The following is a 14716-nucleotide window of genomic DNA, read 5'->3' on the forward strand; positions in this document are numbered from 1 at the left end:
CACTTCTTTCCTAATCAGCAGGGACAAGCGCTCCTATTGCTCTTGCCCCAAGCGGACAAAGTGGGAAAAGTCGTTGGCGGCCACGGCGTCGTACACGGCGTCGACGGCGTCAAAGACCTCCGGGGACATGGGGTTGTAGAACTCCGTATCGCCCGGCTGAATCCCTATGAAGACGATATCTTCGCACGATTGCTCGATTTCCTCGATCAGAATCGACAAAGGGAGCGAATGCGTGGTGAACATCGACTTGCGGGCCACGTCACGTTTGTCGAGCAAGCGGATGGCGCCGACGGGCAGCGCCATGTCGGCGGCATCGACCAAGACCAGACGCGGCGGACGCTCGCGCTTGACCTCGATAATGTCGTCCTCGGGCGTTTGGCCTCCGTCGATGGTGTACCAACCGGCAATGGGCGCGTCTTCCATCTTTTTGGAGAGCACGGGGCCGGCGGCATCGTCGGCACGCAGCACGCTTCCCGCCGTGAGCACGATGCCCGCAAACGGGGCGCCGTTCACACATCCATCCACAACGCGACCCATTACTGCAACCTTCCCGTCAGATACACGCCCGACACATCGCGCACGCGCTCAACCAGATCGCGGAACTTCATCAGAAACGCGACCTGCTGGGCATGCAGGCCAAAGTCGTCGTCGAACACCGAGATGCCAGCCTTGGCCGACCCACGAAAACCGCGTTCGTCGAGCAGCGCATCGCAGGCCTCGAGCAGCGACGGCACCGCCGCCTTGTCGAGCTGGCACTCGCCAAAGGAGCGGATGGCCTCGAACTTGGTCTTGGCCTCCCCCTCCGGCAGCGCGTCGACGAGCGAATAGAAGACATCCACCGGCACCGACAGGCGCGGCTCAAAGCAGTCGAGCACGCCGGTGTGGTGGCCCACGGCGAGCGTGTAGTACAGCACGTCGCAGGCCTCCTGGGGAACGTCTTCCTCGGTCTCCACAAACTTACGCGTGAGCTCGTAAAAGACCACTTGGTCGGGCGCATGGCCCAGGCAGGGATCGGCGACGCCCTCGGCGGCCTCGTCGCTTGCGCGCAAGGCATCGCCAAAGGAGCCGCCGAGCATACCGGGGCCCGCAAAGTAACCAGAGCGGTCCGTGAGCTCCATCTAGCGACCTCCGGCCAGCACCAGATCCTGCAGCGCCGAGTAGACCTCAACGCGGCGAGGATCGTCCTGCTTATCGATGAGCAGCGCCATGGCACCGCGGATATCGCCCTTGGGCGCGCCCTCGAGCGTATCCATAAACTCGTTGGCCAGGTCGCGGCCGTAACGGTAGCCGCTCATGGCGCGAGCCTCGCGCTCGATGGCAACGCGCAGCTTGTACGGCACGCCGGGGTGCAGGATATCGGCCTGCTCGCCGGCGGCCTCCACCGTGGTCTCGGCATGGAGCTTTTGGTCCAGCAGACCGAGCGCCATGGCAAAGCCGTAGATGGTCTGCGCGGGGCTGGGCGGGCAGCCGGGGATGTAGACATCGACCGGCAGAATCTTGTCCGTGCCGCCCCAGACGCAGTAGTTGTCGTAGAAGATACCACCGGTGCAACCGCACGCGCCATAGGACACCACGATCTTGGGATCGGGTGCGGCCTCAAAGGCGCGCAGGGCCGGCATGCGCATGGCACGCGTCACGGCGCCGGTGTACAGCAGCACATCGGCGTGACGGGGCGAAGGCACGACCTTGATGCCAAAGCGCTCGACGTCGAAGACGGGCGTGATGGAACCGAAGATCTCGATCTCGCAGCCGTTGCAGCCGCCGCAGTCGACACGGTAGACGTACACCGAGCGCTTGATCTTCTTAAGAAGAGTCGCCTTGGCCTTCTCGATGCTCTCGTCGAGCTCGATCTTGGTCGGGCGGTACTGAAGCCGCTCGGGCAAAAGCGTGGGTTCGGCCATGGTTACTCCTCCTTCGTTTCAAAATCCATGATGATGCCCTCGACCGGCGCCGGACCGGCGGGGATCTCGGGCGCATCGGGGTTGAGCTCGCGGTCGACATACTCCGGGTTCACGCCGTGGCCGCCCAGATACTCCATGCCGGGGCCCTGGGGCTCACCGGACGCAAGCGTCTCGTTGGCAGCCATGCCGCGCGCGTTGCCGGTCTTTACGGCCGAAGCGGCGCGCAGGGCATCGAGCTCGCGCTTGCACTCCTGGCACATACCGACGGTACGGGCGGCCTGCTCGGCCTCCATGCCGCCGGCCTTTTGCAGCAGGCGCTTGGCGTAGTCGATCTCCTTGTGCGGGGCAAACGGCTTGCCGCAACGCGAGCAGTGCTCGAGCGTATAGACGCTCTTGCTGGTGAGGTCGTCCTTGCTCATGACGGCCAGCTCAAACTCCTCGGTGAGCTTGATGGCCTCCATGGGGCAGGCCTCCTCGCAGCGGCCGCAAAAGATGCAGCGGCCGTAGTCGATCGACCAGGTGATGGTATCGGCCGCAAGGTCGGTGTCCATGCGAATGGCATCGGCCGGGCACGCCACGCCGCAGGCACCGCAGGCGATGCAGAGCTCGGCGTTGTGCTCGGGCTTGCCGCGCATGTCCTTATTGGTGGGGAACGGCGCAAACGGGTACTTGACCGTCGCGTCGCCGGCCTTGGCGTTGACCTTCCAAAGCTTCAGCATATTAGAGCGCCTCCTCATCGAGCGGAGCGGCCATGGTGCCCTCGCCCGCAAGCGGCGACTTGTCGCGCCAGACGTTCTCGAACTGTTCCTTGTCGAGCACATGGTCGCGCTTGGCGGCGACATCGGTCACCGTCACGCGGTCGGTGCAGGAGTAGCACGGGTCGAGAGAGCCGACGATCAGCGCCGCGTCGCCCACGGTGTTGCCGCGGAACATGTAGCGCAGGACCGGCCAGTTGCTGTACGTGGCGGCCTTGGCGCGCCAGCGGTAGCACTTCTGGTTATTGCCGAGCATGGCCCAGTGCACGTCCTCGCCGCGCGGCGCCTCGGTGGCGCCGATGGCGTACTTGTGCGGGGTGTACTCCCAATCCGTGGTGAGGATGGGGCCCGACGGGCAGTTCTCGAGCATGGTCTCGATCATGTCGATCGAATCGTAGACCTCCTGGATGCGAACGGCGGTACGGCCGAAGGCATCGCAGGTGTCGGCCGTGGCAGCATGCATCTTTTGGACGTCCGGATCGGCGTAGCCGTCGAAGGGATGGTCAAAACGCACGTCGCGGGCATAGCCCGAGCCACGCATGAGCGGGCCGACCGGCGAGAAGTCGCGAGCGATCTTACGGTCCAGAATGCCGATGCCACTCGTACGCTCAATAAAGTTGGGCGTGGAGAGCAAGACGTCGACGAGTTCCTGAACCTCGAAGCGCAGCTGGTGGATGGTCGTGAGCGTGGAGAGCTTCTGCTCGGCCAAAATGTCGCGACGCACGCCGCCGATTACGTTGAGACCGTAGGTCTTGCGGTGACCGGAGAGCTTCTCGGCCAGGTCCATGGACTTCTCGCGGACGCGGAAGAACTGCTGGAAGCCGGAGTCGAAACCCGTGTAGTGCGACGCCAGGCCAATGTTGAGCAGATGCGAGTGTAGGCGCTCGACCTCGAGCATGATAGCGCGGATGTACTGGGCGCGCGGCGGGACATGAATGCCCTGGGCGCGCTCGACGGCCTCGGCGTAGGCCACCGAGTGGGCGCAGCCGCAGATGCCGCAGATGCGGTCGGCGAGGAACGTCACGGCGTCATAGTTCAGGCGCGTCTCGGCGACCTTCTCCATGCCGCGGTGCACGTAGAACAGGCGGTAGTCGGCGTCGACGATCGTCTCGCCCTCAACGAACAGGCGGAAGTGGCCGGGCTCGTCGGAGGTAATGTGCAACGGGCCCATGGGGACAAGTGTGGTCTCCTTGCCCTTGGTATCGGCCAAGAACTCGTAGTTTTCCATGTCACTCGCGGGAGCGGGACGGAAGCGGTAGTCCATGGAGTCCTTGCGCAGCGGGTACAGGCCGCTGGGCCAATCGTCGGGCAGCACCAGGCGACGACGGTCGGGCAGACCCTCGGGGATCAGGCCGAACATGTCGCGAAGCTCGCGCTCGCCCCACACACAGGCGGGGACGAACGGTGTCACGGACGGGAACGTCATCTTGGCGGGATCGACCTCGGTGCGCACGGTCACCCAACCGGGGTCCTCCCCCTCCATGGAGATGACATAGTACACGGCGTAACGGCCGCACAGGCTGCGCTCATCGTTGCCGATGATCACGGGAATCCAGCCGTAGCGCTCGTAATACAGGTAGTGGACGGCCTCGGGCAGCTTGTCCTGCTTGACGGTGATCGTCAGCTGGTCCTCGCACTGCCACTCGACCTTCTCGATGCAGCCCGGAACGGCGCGGCGCAGGGCCTCGACATGGCTCTCGCAGCGACGGGCGTACACCTTGTTCTCAGTTTCAATCATTCGTTACTCCACCTCGCTCTGAGCGGTCTCGGTACCGAACACAGCGCGGTACATCGGCGTCGCGTGAAGTTCCTCGGTGCTCTGCTCGAGCACGATGCCGGTCGCGGTCTCCACACCGTGCACGAGAGGCAGCGGGGTGGCGATGCCAAACCACAAGATCATGACGGCCAGGATGATTTCGGGGATAAGCATGAGCGCCGGGGCCTCATGCTTGCCCATGCCCTGGGGCGCATGGCCGAACACCGACTTGAGTGCGATGCGGGTGAGCGCGGAGATGGCCACGGTAAGACCGAGGGCGACCACGACGACCAGCCACATGGGACCGGCGGTGACACCGGCGACAAAAGTCAGGAACTCGGAGATAAACATGCCAAAGGGCGGGAAGGCACCAAGACCGAGCAGTGCCAAGATGGCGAGCGCGGCGGTTGCGGGGGCAACCTCGACGACACCCTGAATCTTAGCCAGGCTACGCGTGCCAAAGGCGTGCTGGATGTTGCCGGACACGCAGAAGGCAAGCGTCTTGGTAAAGCCGTGGAACACGCAGTGCAGCAGGGCCGCGGCGATACCCAGCGGGCCGCCGATACCCAGGCACAGGGCGATAACGCCCACGTTCTCCACAGACGAGTACGCAAAGCGGCGCTTGAGGTCGTCCTGGCGAAACATCGAAAGTGCCGCCACCAAAATGGACAGCGTGCCGACGATCAGCAGCAAAAGCTGCGGATACTCGGCGCCCACGGCCTGGATGGTAAAGCCATAGAAGCGCATGATCACAAGCATGGCGCACTTAAGCAGCACGCCAGAGAGCAGGGCCGAGACAGGGCTCGGGGCCTGGGAGTGGGCATCGGGCAGCCAAGTGTGCATGGGGAACAGGCCGGCCTTGGTGCCAAAGCCGATCACGATAAACGCAAAGGCGAGGCGCATGAGCGTCGGGTCGAACTGGTCGGCATACGGCAGCACGCACGATAGGAATGCGGCCTCGTGGGCGTTGGGAATCACGTCGGCGGCGTTGGCGTAGATCAGCAGCGTACCGAACAGGCCAAAGGCCACGCCGGCGGTGCAGACCATCGCATACTTCCAAGAAGCCTCGAGGGCCGTCTTGTTCTTGTAGATACCCACGAGGAACACGGTGGAAAGCGTGGTTGCCTCCACGGCGGCCCACGTGAGGATCATGTTGTTGGACAGGCACGCGAGCAGCATGGTGAACACAAACAGGCTAAACAGCGCAAAATACTGCTTGGCGCGCTCGGCGGGCATGGAGCCCTCCTCGATATCGGCCTTTACATAGGGCAGCGAGAACAGCCCCGTAAGAAAACCGATAAAGCCGATGAGCAGCACAAAGATGGCGCCCAGCGAATCGAGGTGGAACCACAGGCCAAGAGCGCTCGCGGTTTCGCCGCTCATAAGGACGTCGCCGGCCGTCATAATCGACAGCACCAGGACGGCTGCGACGGAGACCAGGTTGAGACCGGCAAACACGTTATAGGACGTGTTCTTGGGCAAAAACGCCATTACCAGCGAGAACACCAAAGGAGTCGCGAGCAGGGCGAGAATCAACGTTTCCATGGACTACCCCCTCAGCTCGGACAGGTCGCGCGCATCGAGCGAGTGGGAGTCGTCCCAAATGCGACGCACGACGATGGACATGATGATGACGGTAAAGATGGCGTCGGTGGCGATACCGATCTCGATGATCTCGGGAGCGGTGGGGGCCAAAAGCGCGAGCGTCACATGGCTGCCGTTTTCCATAAGGCAGTATCCAAAGATCTGCTTCATGATGTTGCGCTGCGAGATGATGCAGGTGAGGCCCACAAAGAAGTGAGCGAAGCTAATGGCGAGCGCAGGCGTTGCGACCTCGGCCGTAGGCAGGCTGATCTGCGTCACGACGGCAAAGCAGATCGCGACCTCCACGGCGATGATGCAAATGGCCCACGCGGGCTTAAGGCCGGCCTTGAGCGATGCGTCGCTCGGCTCGCCCATCTTCTTGTATGCGCGGTTGAGGATATAAGGGACCAGGACGACCTTGGTGATAAAGGCAGATCCAGCCCACATAAGCAGCTCCTGCGCACCGGTGGTGGCACCGAGCGTGGCGAGCAGCCCCACGAGCACCAGCGACTGCACCGCATACCAGTGGATGGAATGTTTGATGTTCTTGGAGACAACCACCATGGTGGACGTGACGATCAGAAGGCCGCCAAGGATGTTGACGATCGAATAACCCATGTCGTTCTACCTCCTAACCGATCCAGCTGGCCGAAAGCGGGCCGCTGACGATGACCATGATGATGAGCACGATGAACACGAACGCCATCGCGCGGGGAAGCGGGGCTCCCGCAGCAACCTCTTCGCTCGGCTCGCCGGGCAGACAATAGCCCATCCACTTGAGGAACCAGGCAAAGGTGGCGACGGTCTCGGCGACCATGATGCACACGAGCACCAGGATCACGACGTTGCCGGCACCCACAGAAAAGCCGCCGGCGATGATCTGGAACTTCGAGAAGAACGTGTTCATGGGCGGCACGCCGGCAATGGCGAGTGCCGCGACACCAAAGCCCACGCCCGAGATCGGGTACTTCTTTACGATGCCGCGAAGCTTGGGCAGCATACGCGTGCCGAGCGTAAAGGAGAACGAACCGGCGATCAGGAAGAACAGCGTCTTGGCGAAAGCGTGGTTAAAGATGTGGCACACGGCGCCATCAAAGGCCAGCTGGCTGCCAAAGACCGAAAGGCCCAGACCAAAGAACACATAGGAGAGCTGGGCGATCGTGGAGAAGGCCAGCAGGCGCTTCATGTCCTTTTGCGGCAGGTACATCAGGAAACCAAAGAGCATGGTGACCATGGCGTCGATAATGGCCACCCAGCCCACGATCTCGGGAATCTCGCCGGCAGAGACGAGTGCACGCGCGAACACGCACACGCCGACCTTGACCATCGAGGCGCCATGCAGGTAGGCCGAAACAGGCGTCGGCGCCTCCATGGCCGAAGGCAGCCACATGTACATGGGGACCTGCGCGGACTTGGCCCAAGCGGCAAAGAGCACCAGCAGAAGGACGATGGCCTTGAGCTTGGCGTCGAGGCCGGCGATCGCGGTGATGGCGAAGGTGCCGGTGTGGGCAAACACGATGGCGGCGCCCAGATACAGGCCGAGCGCACCGATATGCGTAATGATCAGGGCCTTCATGCCGGCCTTCTTGGCCGTAGGCGACATGTAGTAGCTAATGAGGCCCCAAGAGCAGGCGCCCGTGATCTCAAAGAACACGAGCTGGCCCAAAAGGGTCGAGCTGTACACGAGGCCGGCCATGGCACCGATGAAGGTCGCGAGATACGCGTAGAAGCGACGACGCGGTGCGTCGGGATGCTCACGGTTATTCTCGCTCATATAGGGAATCGAATAGATCACGACAAGCAGGCCGATACCCACAAAGGCGGGCGCGAGCAGCGTGCTCATGCGATCGAAGGTGAATCCCATGACGAGGGTCTGCCCAAACGAGATCAGGGGGACCTGCGTGTCGGGCATGCCGGCGCCAGCGAAATTCGCGGCGAGGGCGATGGTGCAGGCCGTCGAGACGGCGGCACCCAAAACGCTGAACCACTTGGCGTACGGACGGGGGAACAGGGCGACGAGCACCGAGGCCACCATCGGGGCCGCGATAGCGACCAAGCCGAGAAGGGACAGACTGACTGCAAATGACATTGTTTCTCCCTTCTCCTACACGCCGACGACCACGAAGACAAACGTCAGAACGGCGATGCCCACGACAGCCCAGGTCTGATTGCCAAGCACCTTAAAACGCGAACGCGAGCAAGAGTTCTCGATCACGCCGCACACGACAAAGTCGATCAGGCACTTCACCAGGAAGATGACCGCGCCCAGAACGGCGGCAGCGCCCACGGTCGCGGGCTCGCCCCAGGGGACGAAGATCGCGCAGAACCAAGCGACGACCAGGACCTGCTTCATGGACATGGCGAGCTTGGCCATGGCGAGCGACGGGCCGGAAAGCTCGGCGAGCGGACCTTCCTGAAGCTCTTGCTCGGCCTCGGCCTGATCAAACGGCAGCTTGCCGAGTTCCATGTAGCAGGCAATCGCAAAGGCGATACCGGCAAGGATCACGGCGACCGGCGCGTCGATGGCGCCCGTCATGATGTGCTGACCCATGGTGGCGATGTCGGTGGAGCTGCAAACCAGGGCGGCGGCAAACAGCGCCAGCAGCATGGACGGCTCGATGAGCACGCTCATGAGCAGCTCGCGAACGCCGCCGATACCGGCGTAGGCGTTGGACGAATCCACACCGCAGAGGGCGAAGAAGAAGCGGGCGAGCGCCAGGCTGTACATGATGGTGATGGCGTCACCAAAGACCGGGATGGGGCTTTGTGCTGTAAAGAGCGGCAGACCCATCGCGAGCATAAAGGCGACGGCGAAGAACAGCGGCGGCATAATGCGCAGCGCAAAGCTCGCATCCTCGCTCTGGGACTCGGGGCGCGCAAAGAGCTTGGCCAGGTCGCGATAGTCCTGCATGATGCTGGGGCCGCGACGGTTGTGCATCTTGGCGCGGATAACGCGACCGAGACCGGAGAAGAACGGTGCGACGGCCATGACGACCACGCCCTGCAGAACGGCAAGTACGATGTTGTTCATGCTCTCCCCTCCTTAACCCATTTGCACGGCGAGCACGAGGAACACCACGAGTGCCGCGACGATGTAGCAGATATAGATGCTGTAGTTGCCGCCCTCGAGCTTAGTCGCGAGGTCGGCGAGCTTCTCGACACCCTTATGCGGGGCATCGACGAGAACCTTGTCGGGTACGGGCTCCACAGCCTCGGCCACACCGGTGAGCTTCTGGAAGAAGTGCGCGATGGACCAGCAGACGGCCGTGCAGCGGTCGCGCAGCGTGTAGAGCGGCTGCATAAACCAGGACACCTCGGAGGCAAAGGTCGTGGCCACGACAGGCATATGCTCGTTGGGAGCATAGCCGCATGCCCACGGCTGGGACTTCTGCACCTTACCGACGGTCTTGAGCTTGCGATAGCCGCAGGCAAGGCCGACGAGCACCACGAGCGCAATAGCGATCGCGGGCGTGGAGGTGGCAGCGCCGGAGTATTGGTTCATGAGCTCCATGCCCTCGGCGGCAAATACGCCACCGTACGGATGCAGCACGGACGCGGCGACATCGACCAGCACGGGCGCGATCACGGGAGCGCCAATGCCCAGCACGACGCAGATGGCCGCGAGCAGGCCCTGCGCAAACACCATGGGGGCGGGAACCTCCTTGGCATTGACCGCGGCCTCGGAGCGGGGCGCGGAGGCAAAGGAGACGCCATAGGCCTTGACGAAGCACGTGACGGCCAGAGCGCCGGTAATGGCAAGCGCGACGGCAGCGAACACGGCCACGATCATGACGGCCTTGTCGCCCTGCATGGCGGCGTTAAACAGCGACTGGTAGGTAAACCACTCGGACACAAAGCCGTTGAAGGGCGGGATGGCCGAGATGGCAAGCGCGCCAACGAGGAAGCAGATGGCCGTTGCCGGCATACGACGGAACAGGCCGCCCATCTTCTCCATATTGCGCGTACCCGTGGAGTACAGCAGTGCACCGGCGCCCAAGAACAGCTCGCCCTTAAACATCGCGTGGTTAAACGTGTGGTAGAGGGCGGCCATCAGAGCCAGGACGGCGATGCCGACCGAGTTGAGCGCCATGGCGGCCATGGAAGCGCCGACGCCGAGCAGAATGATGCCGATGTTCTCGACGGAGTGATAGGCCAGCAGGCGCTTGATGTCATGCTCCTGCAGGGCGAAGGCCACGCCGAGGACCGACGAGATCGCACCGAAGACCATGACCATAAGGCCCCACCAGACCTGAACGCCCGAGGCGGAGAGCAGGTCGAGACCCACCTTGAGGATACCGAAAATACCGATCTTGATCATACCGCCTGACATGAGGGCCGACACGTTGGACGGCGCCTCGGGATGTGCCTTGGGCAGCCAGCCGTGCAGCGGGATGATACCGGCCTTGGCGCCAAAGCCAAAGAAGGCGAGCACGAAGCACACGGATGCGACCGCGGGGCTAAACTGCGTGGCGCGGAAATCCGCAAAGGCAAACGAGCCACCGGCGAAGTTGGTCATGGTGAGGAAGCTCGCCATGATGAGCACAAAGCCCACGTGCGCGATCACAAAGTAGAGCCAACCGCCATGGATGGAGTTCTCGTTCTCCTCGATCACGACCAGGAAGTACGAGGTCAGCGACATGAGCTCAAAGGCGACAAGGAACCAAAACACGTTGTCGGCGGTGATGACGAGCATCATGGACGCCACGAAGGTGTTATAGAAGAAGCCGGCGCGGCCCTTTTTGCCCGGGTACTCATCAAAGTAGTTGAGGCCGTAGATCGAACCGGCAAACGCGAGCACCGAGATGAGTGCCACGAACAGGCCGCACAGCTGATTGAGCAGCAGCTGGAAATGGGCAAACGGGAAAAACACGATGGTGTCGACCGACGTGACATCGCCCAGCACGGCCTGGATACCGGCCACAAACGAAAGCACCGCGGCGACGGCGCCGATAAGGCAGCCGGCGGTCTTGGCGGCGTTATCGGCCTTGATCAGCAGAACCGAGGCGAGCGCACCGATGCACGAGACGGCAAGCGATGCGATAAACAGCGTCATGCTATCCATTGTTTACGCTCCCTTCTGCTTTCTCGGACAGACCCTGGGCCACAGCGGTAACGTCGACGGACGGACCGTTTTCGATCGAGCGCAGGCGCTTGGCCTCGTCGAGCTCGCGATCGGCCGCGCCACCCATGACGGTCAGCGCCTTGGTGGGGCAGGCCGCCACACAATGCGGGCCGTCCGGATCGAAGGCGCACAGGTCGCACTTGACAGCGCAGGTGTACTGGCCAGGAGCCCACGTAAGCAGGCTGCTCAGGGACTTAGGATACGAAGGCGTCGGGTCGCACATGCCTGCGACACCGGCGATAGACGTGCCATCGGGATGGATGGCACCGAAGGGGCACGCGATGGCGCACAGCCTGCACCCGATGCACTCCTGCTCCTTGACGTGGATGCGGTCGCCATCGTGCTCGATGGCATTCACCGGGCAGACCTCGGCGCAGGGGGCACCCTCGCAATGGTGGCAGGCAAGGGCGGCCGAAATACCGCCGGTCTTCACGAGCGCCAGGCGCGGCGTATCCTGAAGACCCTGCATCCGGTGGGCGTCGGCACAGGCGGACTGGCATGTTCCGCAGCCGATGCACCTCTCCGGGTTGATGTCGATGAAGCGGTTCATCCCCACTTCCTTTCAAAATAACGGGCCGGGCTCCCGAACGTACGGGACGCCCGGCCCAAAAAGCCAACGAGAACGGGACTACACGATTTGGTTCACGTGCGTCTCGTCGTCGAACTTGGCGGCGCCGGGCTCAACGTCCTGGGGAGCGGCGGCGTCCACCAGAGCCTGCTTGAGCTCGGTGTACTGACGCTCGACCTCGCCCTCGGCCCAGACCTGGTCGGCGATAGCGTCGACCTGGCAGGCGGAGAACTTGTCCTCGGGCGTATGCGAGACCGGGTCGACCTTGTGCATGGTCAGCTCGTTGCACTTGCCGATCCACCACTGATAGGTCATATAGACCGTGCCCTTGTTGATGCGATCGCTCACGTCGGCACGGCTGTATACCTGGCCACGGCGGCTGTGAATCGAGACGATGTCGCCATTCTTGATGCCGCGCGCCTGGGCGTCCGCGGGATTCATGCGGACAAAGCCGGGCTCGTCGGCAAGCAGTGCCAGCGTCTTGCAGTTGCCGGTCATCGAGCGGCAGCTGTAGTGGCCGACCTCGCGGACGGTGCACAGGATGAGCGGGTACTCATCGTCGGGAAGCTCAGAGGGCGCCTCCCAGTCGTGCGCCATCAGGTTGGCGCGGCCGTCCTTCGTGGTGAACTTGCCACCAGCGAACATGTCGGGCGTACCGTGGTCGTTCACATCGGTGCTCTTGACCGGCCACTGGGCGTAACCGCCCTCGGGAGCCATCTTCTCGTAGGTCGCGCCCACAAAGTTGGGGCACAGGCTAATGCACTCGTTCCAGATCTGCTCGGTGTTGTCGTAGTGCATGGGATAGCCCATACGCGTGGACAGGTCCGCGAAGATCTCCCAGTCGTGGCGGCACTCGCCCTTGGGCGGAACAGCCGCGTCAAAGTGCTGGAAGCTACGGTCGGATGCGGTAAAGACACCCTCGTGCTCGCCCCAAGAGGTAGCGGGCAGGATGACGTCGGCGAGCATGGTCGTCTGCGTCATAAAGATGTCCTGGCAAATGAACAGATCCAGCTCGGAGAGCGTCTTGCGCATGCCGGCCGAATCGGGCTCGGTCTGCACCGGGTCCTCGCCGTAGTTGTAGAAGCAGTGCACCTTGCCCTCGTCGACCAGGTGCCCCAGGTCGGTGAGCTTGTAGCCCTCCTCGAGCGGGAGCTTTTCCTCGGGTACGCCCCAAGCCTTGGCAAACTTGGCACGCACTGCCGGGTCGGTGACCTTCTGGTAGCCAGGGTACAGGTTGGGCAGCATGCCCATATCGCAGGAGCCCTGGACGTTGTTCTGACCACGCACGGGCGCGAGGCCGGAATTGGGTTTGCCGATCTGGCCGGCAACGCAGGCGATGGAGGCGATGGTGTGCACCGTCTTCAGGTTCTGCTTCTGCTGGCATACGCCCATACCCCAGCCAATGATGGCAGAGGGCTTCGCCGTGGCGTACATCTCGGCAGCTTGGTGGATCAACGCGGGCTCGACACCCGTGATGTCCTGTACGGATTCGGGAGTGTAGTTCTTGATGGTCTCCCACCACTCGTCAAAGCCGTTCGTATGCTCGGCGACGAATTCCTTGTCGTAGAGGCCATCGTTGACCAGACAGTTGGCAAAGGCGTTGAGGAACGCAACGTTGCAACCGTTCTTGATCGGAAGGTAGAGATCGGCGATACGCGCGGTTTCGATATGGCGCGGATCGGCGACGATGATCTTGCAACCCTTTTCTTTGGCTCGCACGATACGCCTTGCGACGATGGGGTGCGAATCGGCAGGGTTATAGCCGAAGAGGAAAATGCAGCCCGCATCCTCCATACCGGGGATGGAGCATGACATGCAACCTGAACCAACCGTGTCCATCAGACCGAGGACAGTAGGGCCGTGTCAAGTACGGGCGCAGTTGTCTACGCTGTGGGTGCCGATGCACGCACGCGTAAACTTCTGCATGACGTAGTTCGCCTCATTGCCGCCGCCTCGCGAAGAGCCGGTGGTCATGACAGCGTTAGGACCATATTCGTCAATTATGGCCTGCATCTTAGATGCGGTGAAATCCAGTGCCTCGTCCCAGCTTACGCGCTCAAGATCCGCGCCCTTAGTGCGGCGGATCATCGGGTGCAGCACGCGAGGAGTCAAGATCTTGGTGTCGTTGATGAAGTCGTAGCCGCTCATGCCCTTAAGGCACAGCTCGCTCTGGTTGGTGATGCCGTTGAGCGGTTCGGTGCCCACGACCTGGCCGTTTTGGACCAGGAGGTTGAACTGGCAACCGGCGCCGCAGTACGGGCAGATCACTTTATGCTTCTCCATGACACCCTCCTTCCTTTCTCTGATACCGAATACTCGGTACGTATTTGACAATCATTGGGCCTGTCGCCCCGACGCTTACGCCTCGTTTTCGATGGTGGCGCGGGCACGCTCGGCAGTCAGCTCCGCCAGGCGCTCCTCGTCTACCAGGGTGAGGCCCTTGGTCGGGCACGCCTCGGCACACGCCGGACCGCCGGGACGGTCCACGCACAGGTCGCACTTGAGCACGAAGCTCTTGGTCTGCGAACCCACGCGCACATCACCCATCAAGACGGGGACCTGCGTGGTCGCAACGCTCACGGCGCCAAAGGGGCAGGCCATGACGCAGCTCTTGCAGCCGATGCAGTTGTCCTCGTTGACGCCGATGCGATGGTTCTTTGGATCAAAGAACAAGGCGCCCGTGGGGCAGGCCTTGGCGCACGGAGCGTCCTCGCAGTGGTGACATGCCACCGGCGCGGAAATCTCGTAGGTGCGCGTTACGCGCAAGCGAGGTGCGGCGATGTTGCCGGGAATATCGTGTGCCTCGATGCACGCCGCCATACAGGTTTGGCACCCAATGCAGCGTGAAGAATCAGCCACGACTCGTTTATTGCCCATGTTGTTCACTCCCTCCTGAATCCCATGCCGGAGAGACCCTGCCGACGTTGCCCCGGACCGCCCTTGGTCCGGCATCGGCGTATCGAGTGCATGCGGCGAAACAGGCACTTCGATAGAATTCCTCCAACGATATACAGGTTAAATATACGCAGT

Annotated in this window: 13 protein-coding genes; all 13 read right to left on the minus strand. The window is 62.5% G+C overall.

What is annotated here, in order from left to right; translation table 11 throughout:
* Positions 1 to 33: 33 nt before the first annotated feature.
* Positions 34 to 537 (minus strand): hydrogenase maturation peptidase HycI, encoded by a 504-nt coding sequence (hycI, locus tag AB5202_RS01550; protein ID WP_368143482.1) that lies wholly within the window; start codon positions 535 to 537, stop codon positions 34 to 36.
* Positions 537 to 1118, minus strand: a complete 582-nt coding sequence (locus tag AB5202_RS01555; protein WP_346964727.1) for a formate hydrogenlyase maturation HycH family protein — start codon at positions 1116 to 1118, stop codon at positions 537 to 539. Before AB5202_RS01555 ends, hycI begins: the two co-directional genes overlap by 1 nt.
* Positions 1119 to 1901: an NADH-quinone oxidoreductase subunit B family protein gene (locus tag AB5202_RS01560; RefSeq protein WP_022095195.1), complete on the minus strand. Its 783-nt coding sequence runs from the start codon at positions 1899 to 1901 to the stop codon at positions 1119 to 1121. It lies immediately after the preceding gene.
* 2 nt (positions 1902 to 1903) lie between these two features.
* Positions 1904 to 2620, minus strand: coding sequence for a formate hydrogenlyase complex iron-sulfur subunit (locus AB5202_RS01565; RefSeq protein ID WP_346964729.1), 717 nt, complete (start codon positions 2618 to 2620; stop codon positions 1904 to 1906).
* A 1-nt stretch (position 2621) separates the two neighbouring features.
* The gene (locus tag AB5202_RS01570) at positions 2622 to 4394 is read right to left on the minus strand and encodes a hydrogenase large subunit (RefSeq protein WP_346964730.1); all 1773 of its coding nucleotides are present in this window, start codon (positions 4392 to 4394) and stop codon (positions 2622 to 2624) included.
* 3 nt (positions 4395 to 4397) lie between these two features.
* A complete protein-coding gene (locus tag AB5202_RS01575; RefSeq protein ID WP_117847577.1) occupies positions 4398 to 5957 on the minus strand; it encodes a hydrogenase 4 subunit F in 1560 nt (519 codons plus the stop codon).
* Positions 5958 to 5960: 3 nt separating this feature from the next.
* A complete protein-coding gene (hyfE, locus tag AB5202_RS01580; RefSeq protein ID WP_368143484.1) occupies positions 5961 to 6614 on the minus strand; it encodes a hydrogenase 4 membrane subunit in 654 nt (217 codons plus the stop codon).
* A 13-nt stretch (positions 6615 to 6627) separates the two neighbouring features.
* A complete protein-coding gene (locus tag AB5202_RS01585) occupies positions 6628 to 8085 on the minus strand; it encodes a hydrogenase 4 subunit D (RefSeq protein WP_368143485.1) in 1458 nt (485 codons plus the stop codon).
* Positions 8086 to 8100: 15 nt separating this feature from the next.
* Complete coding sequence (locus AB5202_RS01590) at positions 8101 to 9027, minus strand: respiratory chain complex I subunit 1 family protein (protein WP_368143487.1); 927 nt, start codon at positions 9025 to 9027, stop codon at positions 8101 to 8103.
* 12 nt (positions 9028 to 9039) lie between these two features.
* Positions 9040 to 11058, minus strand: coding sequence for a hydrogenase 4 subunit B (hyfB, locus tag AB5202_RS01595; protein WP_368143488.1), 2019 nt, complete (start codon positions 11056 to 11058; stop codon positions 9040 to 9042).
* A complete protein-coding gene (locus AB5202_RS01600; RefSeq protein ID WP_117746396.1) occupies positions 11051 to 11668 on the minus strand; it encodes a 4Fe-4S dicluster domain-containing protein in 618 nt (205 codons plus the stop codon). The genes hyfB and AB5202_RS01600 overlap by 8 nt, the downstream gene beginning before the upstream one ends.
* Before the next feature lie 78 nt (positions 11669 to 11746).
* Entirely contained in the window at positions 11747 to 13969 is a 2223-nt protein-coding gene (gene fdhF, locus AB5202_RS01605; RefSeq protein ID WP_082222889.1) for a formate dehydrogenase subunit alpha, read from the minus strand.
* 75 nt (positions 13970 to 14044) lie between these two features.
* Complete coding sequence (locus AB5202_RS01610) at positions 14045 to 14638, minus strand: 4Fe-4S dicluster domain-containing protein (RefSeq protein ID WP_368143532.1); 594 nt, start codon at positions 14636 to 14638, stop codon at positions 14045 to 14047.
* Positions 14639 to 14716: the final 78 nt, after the last annotated feature.

Origin of the sequence: Collinsella aerofaciens (assembly GCF_040915545.1) — a bacterium.
Classification (GTDB): domain Bacteria; phylum Actinomycetota; class Coriobacteriia; order Coriobacteriales; family Coriobacteriaceae; genus Collinsella; species Collinsella aerofaciens_BE.

Coding starts and splice junctions, on each gene's coding strand:
- AB5202_RS01600 (WP_117746396.1), bottom strand. CDS start 11,668: ATGAACCGCTTCATCGACATCAACCCGGAGAGGTGCATCGGCTGCGGA.
- AB5202_RS01610 (WP_368143532.1), bottom strand. CDS start 14,638: ATGCCGGACCAAGGGCGGTCCGGGGCAACGTCGGCAGGGTCTCTCCGG.
- AB5202_RS01565 (WP_346964729.1), bottom strand. CDS start 2,620: ATGCTGAAGCTTTGGAAGGTCAACGCCAAGGCCGGCGACGCGACGGTC.
- AB5202_RS01560 (WP_022095195.1), bottom strand. CDS start 1,901: ATGGCCGAACCCACGCTTTTGCCCGAGCGGCTTCAGTACCGCCCGACC.
- AB5202_RS01590 (WP_368143487.1), bottom strand. CDS start 9,027: ATGAACAACATCGTACTTGCCGTTCTGCAGGGCGTGGTCGTCATGGCC.
- AB5202_RS01555 (WP_346964727.1), bottom strand. CDS start 1,118: ATGGAGCTCACGGACCGCTCTGGTTACTTTGCGGGCCCCGGTATGCTC.
- AB5202_RS01575 (WP_117847577.1), bottom strand. CDS start 5,957: ATGGAAACGTTGATTCTCGCCCTGCTCGCGACTCCTTTGGTGTTCTCG.
- AB5202_RS01570 (WP_346964730.1), bottom strand. CDS start 4,394: ATGATTGAAACTGAGAACAAGGTGTACGCCCGTCGCTGCGAGAGCCAT.
- hycI (WP_368143482.1), bottom strand. CDS start 537: ATGGGTCGCGTTGTGGATGGATGTGTGAACGGCGCCCCGTTTGCGGGC.
- hyfB (WP_368143488.1), bottom strand. CDS start 11,058: ATGGATAGCATGACGCTGTTTATCGCATCGCTTGCCGTCTCGTGCATC.
- hyfE (WP_368143484.1), bottom strand. CDS start 6,614: ATGGGTTATTCGATCGTCAACATCCTTGGCGGCCTTCTGATCGTCACG.
- AB5202_RS01585 (WP_368143485.1), bottom strand. CDS start 8,085: ATGTCATTTGCAGTCAGTCTGTCCCTTCTCGGCTTGGTCGCTATCGCG.